Source organism: Streptomyces sp. SID14436, assembly GCF_010548465.1.
In the GTDB taxonomy this organism is placed as follows: domain Bacteria; phylum Actinomycetota; class Actinomycetes; order Streptomycetales; family Streptomycetaceae; genus Streptomyces.
Genome location: NZ_JAAGMD010000198.1, coordinates 1 through 6,577, shown reverse-complemented (window position 1 = coordinate 6,577; position 6,577 = coordinate 1). Strand labels below are relative to the sequence as shown.

The following is a 6,577-nucleotide window of genomic DNA, read 5'->3' as shown; positions in this document are numbered from 1 at the left end:
CGAGGCCCAGGGGCACCTCGCTGCCGGTGGCGGCCAGCGCCGCGCCGTCCTGGTGCGCGGTGATGGAGCCCCGGTCGTCGCCGCCCGGGGAGCCGCCGGGGGTGTCGCCCGGGGTCTCGCCGTCCGGGGTGGACGGGCTGCCGGGCTCGTCACCGGGGCCGTCGGGGCTGCCCGGCTCACCGGGCCGGTCCGGCGTCCCGGGACGGTCCGGTGTCCCGGGGTCGCCGTGGTCGCCGGAGCCGCCGTTGCCGCAGTCGTTGCCGGCGGCGGGGTTGCCGATGCCGATGAGGTCGACGCTGTTGCCGCAGACGTTCACCGGGGCGTGGACGGGGACCTGGACGTGGTTGCCGGAGGCGACCCCGGGTGAGCCGGAGGTGTGCCCGCCGGCGTGGGAGCCGGCGGAGCCGCCGTGGTGGCCCGCGTCCCCGTAGCCGTCCGGGGCGGAGCCGCCCTCGTTGGCGCAGGAGTTGCCCATGGCCGGGTTGAGGACGCCGACGATGTCGACCGTGTTGCCGCAGACGTTGACCGGCGCGTACACCGGTGCCTGCACCGAGTTGCCGGAGAGCACGCCGGGCGACCCCGACGCGGTGCCCTGGGCCCCGGAGTCGGCGTGGGCGGCTCCGCCCGCGGCGGCGATCATGCCGGTCGCGGCCGCCATGGTCATCAGACCCTTGCGGGTGGCCTGTCGCATTGCTGTATTCCTGCCTTCGACCTCGTGCCGGGAATTCCGGTCGCGGCGGATTCCCGTGGTGTGGACGTTTCGAGAGACCGGACGGCCCCGGAGTGCATGGCGCGCACTCCGGGGCCGGCGGTTTCAACCCTGAAAAGAACCCGCCCGAATGAGCGAGTCAGAACGTCACTGGTTGACGCAGGTGTTGCCGAAGGCGGGGTTCAGCAGCCCGATCACGGAGACCGTGTTGCCGCAGACGTTCACCGGGACGTGCACCGGAACCTGGATGACGTTGCCGGACGCGACGCCCGGGGAGTGCACGGCGGCACCCTGGGCACCCGAGTCGGCGACGGCCAGGCCCGCACCCGCGAGAACCAGACCACCAGTGGCAGCCGCAGCAGCGACGACCTTCTTGATCATTATTCCTCCTTGTTGGCAATGCGATCCAAAGTCGCGGATCACACCACGGGTAACGAGGAGGGAGTAATGAGGCTACGAGCTTATGGTCGCATTCACTCGTCCCGGTCAATTCCGCACGCCTGCCCGATTACCGGCCGCCCGGCGGCGTGCGCCGGGCGGCCGGTTCACGGGCGGGGTCGCCGGAATGCGATGCCCCTCAGGAGGCGTCCAGGAAACGGTCGAGCACCCGCACCCCGAACTTCAGCCCGTCGACCGGGACCCGCTCGTCGACGCCGTGGAACATGCCGGCGAAGTCCAGCTCCGGCGGCAGCTTCAGCGGCGCGAACCCGAAGCAGCGGATGCCGAGGTCGTCGAAGGACTTGGCGTCGGTGCCGCCGGAGAGCATGTACGGCACGGCCCGCGCGATCGGGTCCTCGGCGCTGAGCGCCAGCTGCATGGCGTCGACCAGGCGGCCGTCGAAGTCGGTCTCCAGCGCCTTGTCGGCGTGCACGTCCTCCCGCTTCACGCGGGGGCCGAGGATGCGGTCGAGGTCGGCGAGGAACTCCTCCTCGTAGCCCGGCAGGAAGCGTCCGTCGACGTGGGCGGTGGCCTGGCCGGGGATCACGTTGACCTTGTAGCCCGCGCCGAGCATGGTGGGCGCCGCCGAGTTGCGCAGGGTGGTGCCGATCATGCGGGCGATGCCGCCCAGCTTGGCGAGGGTCTCCTCCATGTTCTCCGGGTCGAGCTCGGTGCCGAGCGCGTCGGAGAGCTCGTCGAGGAAGGCGCGGACGGTCTTGGTGACCCTGACCGGCCACTGGTGCCGGCCCAGGCGCGCGACGGCCTCGGACAGCTCCGTGATGGCGTTGTCGGTGTTGGTCATCGAGCCGTGTCCGGCCGTGCCGTCGACGGTGAGCCGCATCCAGTGCATGCCCTTCTCGGCCGTCTCGACGAGGTAGAGGCGCAGCTTCTCGTTGACCGTGAAGGAGAAGCCGCCGACCTCGCCGATCGCCTCGGTGACGCCCTCGAACAGCTCGGGGTGCTGGCGCACCAGGTGCTTGGCGCCGTAGGTGCCGCCCGCCTCCTCGTCCGCGAGGAAGGCGAGGACGATGTCGCGCGGCGGCTTGCGTCCGGTGCGCATCCGTTCGCGGACGACCGCGAGGGTCATCGCGTCCATGTCCTTCATGTCGACGGCGCCGCGCCCCCAGACGCATCCGTCGGCGATCTCGCCGGAGAAGGGGTGGTGGGTCCAGTCGTCGGCGTTGGCCGGCACGACGTCGGTGTGGCCGTGGATGAGCAGCGCGGGCCGGGAGGGGTCCTCGCCCTCGATCCTGGCCACCGTGGAGGCCCGGCCCGGGTGGGACTCGAAGATCTGCGGTTCGAGTCCCACCTCGGCCAGCTTCTCGGCGACGTACTCGGCCGCCTTGCGCTCGCCGGGACCCGAGTGGTCGCCGTAGTTGCTGGTGTCGATCCGGATGAGCTCGCGGCAGAGGTCCACGACCTCGTCCTCGCCGGTGACGTTCCTGGCCGTGTCGGTCCCGCTCACGTGCGTCCTCCCGCTCGTTCCCGCTGGTGCACACCGGGGGCGCCCGGCGGCGGCCCCGCTGGTGGGTCCCCCCATCCTCTCCTCTCGGCGCCCGCGCCCCAAGTCCCGTACCGGCCGGGCGGCGCGCCGCCGGGCGGATCGCGGCGGCGGGCCGGGCGACGCGGCGGGGTGATCGGCCACCCCTGAACACCTGGTAATGTTTACGTCGTCGCCGCGGGGGGAAGCCCGCGCGACAGACACCTTGTCCGGGTGGCGGAATGGCAGACGCGCTAGCTTGAGGTGCTAGTGCCCTTTATCGGGCGTGGGGGTTCAAGTCCCCCCTCGGACACATGAAGCGCGAGGGCCGCGACCACGAGGTCGCGGCCCTCGGGCGTTGTCGGACGAACCCGGTCGCGGAGGGTGCACATGACCACTCGTTCCTGCCCCTGCGGGCTGCCCGGGACGTACGAGGCGTGCTGCGGGCGCCTGCACTCCGGGGCCGTCGCCGCGCCGACCGCCGAGCGCCTGATGCGGTCGCGCTACTCGGCCTTCGTCGTGCGGGACGCCGGGTATCTGCTGCGCACCTGGCACCCCCGGAAGCGGCCCGCCCGCCTCGACCTCGACCCGGCGATGCGCTGGAGGGGGCTGGAGATCCTGGACACCACCGACGGGTCGGCCTTCCACCAGACCGGGACGGTCACCTTCCGGGCGTCCTACCGGGGCGGCTCGCTGCGGGAGCGCAGCCGGTTCGAGCGGGCCGGCGGCGCGTGGGTGTACGTCGACGGGGACGTCGTCGAGGAGTAGACGCGCCCGTCCCTGCGGGCGTGCCCGCGGCCCGGTCAGGGGGCCAGCACGTCCAGTTCCTCCAGGGCGCCCACGGTGATCTCGCGGGTCAGCCGTTCGGCGCGGTCGGCGTCGCGCGCCCGGACCGCCTCGGCGACCTGGACGTGCAGGGTGACGGCGGCCGGGTCGGGGTCGTCGAACATGACGTCGTGCTGGGTGCGGCCGGTCAGGACCTCCGCCACGACGTCGCCGAGGCGGGCGAACATCTCGTTGCCGGAGGCCGTGAGGATCACGCGGTGGAAGGCGATGTCGTGGATCAGGTAGCCCTCCAGCTGCCCGCCGCGTGAGTGGGCGACCATGCCGAGGGCGCAGCGGGTGAGTTCGGCGCACTGCTCGGCCGTGGCGTGGCGGGCGGCGAGGCCCGCGGCGACCGGTTCGACGGCCGAGCGGAGCACGGTGAGGGAGCGCAGCTGCCGGGGGCGGTCGGCGCCGGCCAGCCGCCAGCGGATGACCTGGGGGTCGTAGACGTTCCACTCGCGGGAGGGCAGGACCGTCACGCCCACCCGGCGGCGGGACTCGACCAGGTGCATGGACTCCAGGACCCGCACGACCTCGCGCATCACGGAACGCGACACGTCGAAACGGTGGGCGAGCTCGTCGGTGCGCAGGACACTGCCCGGGGGGTACCGGCCCTCCGTGATCTCGGGGCCGAGGGTGTCCAGTACGCGCCCGTGCAGCCCCCGGCCCGTTGTGCTCATGCACTCAGCGTACGGGGCGGATCACGGAAACAAAAAGTCAGACTTATAAGTCACAGAGTCTTGAATTCGTCGTACCAATGAGCTTCAGTTGCGTCGACATCACGTGTCGACGAGGACATGCAGACAGTGAGGGCAGCGATGAAAATCCCCAGCGTCGTCGTGGTCATGGGGGTCTCCGGCACCGGCAAGACCACCGTCGGGACCCTGCTGGCGGCCCGGCTCGGCGTCCCGTACGCCGAGGCGGACGACTTCCACCCCCCGGCCAACATCGAGAAGATGTCGGCCGGTACCCCGCTCACCGACGACGACCGGGCGCCCTGGCTGGACGCCATCGGCGACTGGGCGCGCGGACGCACCGGACTCGGCGGTGTCGTGAGCTGTTCGGCGCTCAAGCGGGCCTACCGGGACCGGCTGCGGGACGCGGCGCCCGACCTGCTCTTCCTGCACCTGACGGGCGACCGCCGGCTCGTCGCTGAGCGGCTGGCGCAGCGCAAGGGCCACTTCATGCCGACGGGGCTGCTCGACTCGCAGTTCGCCACCCTCCAGCCGCTCGATCCCGACGAGGCGGGGGTCGCCGTGGACGTGACGGCCGGCCCGACGGAGATCACCGAGCAGGCGCTGGCGGCCCTCGGGGAGCTCCGCGAGCCCTCCGCCTAGTCCTCGACGACCCTCTTTCCCCCCCCCGTGGGCCCGGTCGCTCCGGCTTCGGCGCCGGAGCGCGTCCGGGCTCCCGTCCCCCCACCCCCGTAGATCAAGGGATCCACCGTGACCAGACTCAGCGTCGAGATGCTGGCAGCGGACGCACCCGAGCCGATCACCTCGGCCGGCCACGCTCAGCTGGGCATCGCCGTCCTGGCGGGCATCGCCGTCATCGTCCTGCTCATCACCAAGTACAAGCTGCACGCCTTCCTCGCGCTGACCATCGGGTCGCTCGCGCTCGGCGCCTTCGCCGGGGCTCCGCTGGACAAGGCCATCCTCAGCTTCAGTGCCGGGCTCGGTTCCACCGTGGCCAACGTGGGTGTGCTGATCGCCCTCGGCGCGATCCTCGGCAAGATGCTCGCCGACTCCGGCGGCGCCGACCAGGTCGTCGACACCATCCTGGCGAAGGCGAGCGGCCGGGCGATGCCCTGGGCCATGGTGCTGATCGCCTCCGTCATCGGCCTGCCGCTGTTCTTCGAGGTCGGCGTCGTCCTGCTGATCCCGGTCGTGCTGATGGTCGCCAAGCGCGGCAACTACTCCCTGATGCGCATCGGCATCCCGGCGCTCGCCGGTCTGTCCGTGATGCACGGGCTGGTCCCCCCGCACCCCGGCCCGCTGGTCGCGATCGACGCGCTGGACGCCAACCTCGGTGTCACGCTGGCGCTCGGCGTGCTGGTCGCCGTCCCGACCGTCGTCATCGCCGGCCCGGTGTTCTCCCGGTACGCCGCCCGCTGGGTGGACGTCCCGGCGCCGGACCGGATGATCCCGCAGCGCGCCTCGGAGGAACTCGAGAAGCGGCCCGGCTTCGGCCCGACCCTGTTCACCATCCTGCTGCCGGTCGTGCTGATGCTCGCCAAGGCGCTGGTGGACATCGTCATCGACGACACCGAGAACAGCGTGCAGCGGGTCTTCGACGTGATCGGCTCCCCGCTGATCGCGCTGCTGGCGGCCGTGCTGGTCGGCTTCTTCACGCTGGGCATGCCCGCCGGGTTCAGCAAGGAGCGGATGCAGCAGCTGGTGGACAAGAGCCTCTGGCCGATCGCGGGCATCCTGCTGATCGTCGGCGCGGGCGGCGGCTTCAAGCAGACGCTGATCGACTCCGGCGTCGGCCAGATGGTCCTGGACATATCCCAGGACTGGTCGATCCCGGCGCTGCTGATGGGCTGGCTGATCGCGGTGGCGATCCGGCTGGCGACCGGTTCGGCCACGGTGGCGACCGTCTCCGCGGCCGGCCTGGTGGCCCCGCTCGCGGCCGACATGTCGACCACGCACGCGGCCCTGCTGGTCCTGGCCATCGGCGCCGGCTCCCTGTTCTTCAGCCATGTCAACGACGCGGGCTTCTGGCTGGTGAAGGAGTACTTCGGCCTCACCGTCGGACAGACCGTCAAGACGTGGTCGGTCATGGAGACGATCATCTCGGTGGTGGCGGGCGGCCTGGTGATGCTGCTGTCCCTGGTGATCTAGCGCGGCGAAGGCCCGTTTCCCCCGCCTCGTGCCGCGGTCCGGTTCCCGGTCCGCGGCACGATGCTGTGCGGCGCCGCCGGGTGCGTGCGGGCCCACCGTGCGGGAGGGGGCCTTCCGGCGGGCGGCGGACCACCGGATGATGGTGGCTCGGGGTCGGACCATCGTGCGGGGGACGTCATGCGGGCATCGCTCGGGGCACGGATCTCGGGGCTGCTGATCGCCGGCGCCCTGGCCGTCTCGCTGACGGCCGTGCTGGGCGGCGCCCCGGCCGGCCCGGACGCC

Annotated in this window: 7 protein-coding genes and 1 tRNA gene; 4 read left to right on the top strand and 4 right to left on the bottom strand. The window is 71.9% G+C overall.

From position 1 onward, the window contains the following. The 3 genes from G3I53_RS07200 to G3I53_RS07190 all read right to left on the bottom strand — a co-directional run. Positions 1–691: chaplin (locus G3I53_RS07200; protein WP_164438140.1), on the bottom strand; the 691-nt coding region annotated here is incomplete at its 3' end. A gap of 165 nt (positions 692–856) precedes the next feature. Further along, positions 857–1,090, bottom strand: a complete 234-nt coding sequence (gene chpH, locus G3I53_RS07195) for a chaplin ChpH (protein WP_164338289.1) — start codon at positions 1,088–1,090, stop codon at positions 857–859. A gap of 196 nt (positions 1,091–1,286) precedes the next feature. Further along, positions 1,287–2,612 carry a M20/M25/M40 family metallo-hydrolase gene (locus G3I53_RS07190; protein WP_164338288.1) on the bottom strand — a complete coding sequence of 442 codons (1,326 nt, stop codon included), beginning with the start codon at positions 2,610–2,612 and terminating at the stop codon, positions 1,287–1,289. Positions 2,613–2,855: 243 nt separating this feature from the next. Between G3I53_RS07190 and G3I53_RS07185 the strand changes: the two genes are divergently transcribed. Continuing rightward, positions 2,856–2,940 (top strand) — tRNA-Leu (locus G3I53_RS07185). Between the two features lie 77 nt (positions 2,941–3,017). Next, on the top strand, positions 3,018–3,395 hold the full coding sequence (locus tag G3I53_RS07180; RefSeq protein WP_164338287.1) for a YchJ family metal-binding protein: 378 nt from the start codon (positions 3,018–3,020) through the stop codon (positions 3,393–3,395). Positions 3,396–3,430: 35 nt separating this feature from the next. Here the strand turns inward: G3I53_RS07180 and G3I53_RS07175 are convergent, their stop codons facing one another. Continuing rightward, positions 3,431–4,132: a FadR/GntR family transcriptional regulator gene (locus G3I53_RS07175; protein WP_164338286.1), complete on the bottom strand. Its 702-nt coding sequence runs from the start codon at positions 4,130–4,132 to the stop codon at positions 3,431–3,433. Positions 4,133–4,270: 138 nt separating this feature from the next. Between G3I53_RS07175 and G3I53_RS07170 the strand changes: the two genes are divergently transcribed. Together G3I53_RS07170 and G3I53_RS07165 are read left to right on the top strand one after the other, a co-directional pair. Continuing rightward, positions 4,271–4,789, top strand: coding sequence for a gluconokinase (locus G3I53_RS07170; RefSeq protein WP_164338285.1), 519 nt, complete (start codon positions 4,271–4,273; stop codon positions 4,787–4,789). Positions 4,790–4,897: 108 nt separating this feature from the next. Then, entirely contained in the window at positions 4,898–6,295 is a 1,398-nt protein-coding gene (locus G3I53_RS07165; protein WP_164338284.1) for a gluconate:H+ symporter, read from the top strand. Positions 6,296–6,577: the final 282 nt, after the last annotated feature.